1 protein-coding gene is annotated in these 513 nt (G+C 32.4%); it reads left to right on the top strand.

The features are described 5' to 3' along the window. Nucleotides 1–48 precede the first annotated feature (48 nt). Nucleotides 49–513: helix-turn-helix domain-containing protein (locus FD688_RS00075; protein ID WP_138741309.1), on the top strand; the 465-nt coding region annotated here is incomplete at its 3' end.

Below are 513 nucleotides of genomic sequence, written 5' to 3'. Positions count from 1 at the left end.
TGAACTGAACCCCTTGAGTTGGAGAAATCTAACCTAAGGGGTTCTTTTATGTTTTCTAAAGAATTAAAATTAGCTGCCATTAAAGATTATTATAATGGTTTAGGATTTACAAAAATTATTAATAAGTACGGTATCAAAGGGTCTGCGACCCTTTATGAATGGATTAGGAAAGTTGAACAATTTGGAATTGAATATTTCTCAAAAAATACAAAGACATATTATGAATATTCATTTAAAATAAAGGTCATAAATTGGCGACTTAAAAATCATGAATCATTAACAAATGCCGCACGGCATTTCGGAATAAGCGCTCCTTTTGTGATATATCAATGGGAACGCTTAGCATCTGAAGGTCGCCTAAATAAACCTAAAGGAAGACCGCCCAAAATGAAAAATAATAAAGATATGTCAGTGGAAGAAAAGAATAAGCAACTTGAACAACAAGTAACATACTTACAAGCTAAGGTTGCATACTTGGAAAAATTGGACGCCTTGATTCAAAGCAAAAAATCA

Source organism: Apilactobacillus kunkeei, assembly GCF_005930975.1.
GTDB classification, from domain to species: domain Bacteria; phylum Bacillota; class Bacilli; order Lactobacillales; family Lactobacillaceae; genus Apilactobacillus; species Apilactobacillus kunkeei_E.
The sequence above is the reverse complement of the archived record's forward strand: the minus strand, read 5'-3'. Positions and strand labels throughout refer to the sequence as shown.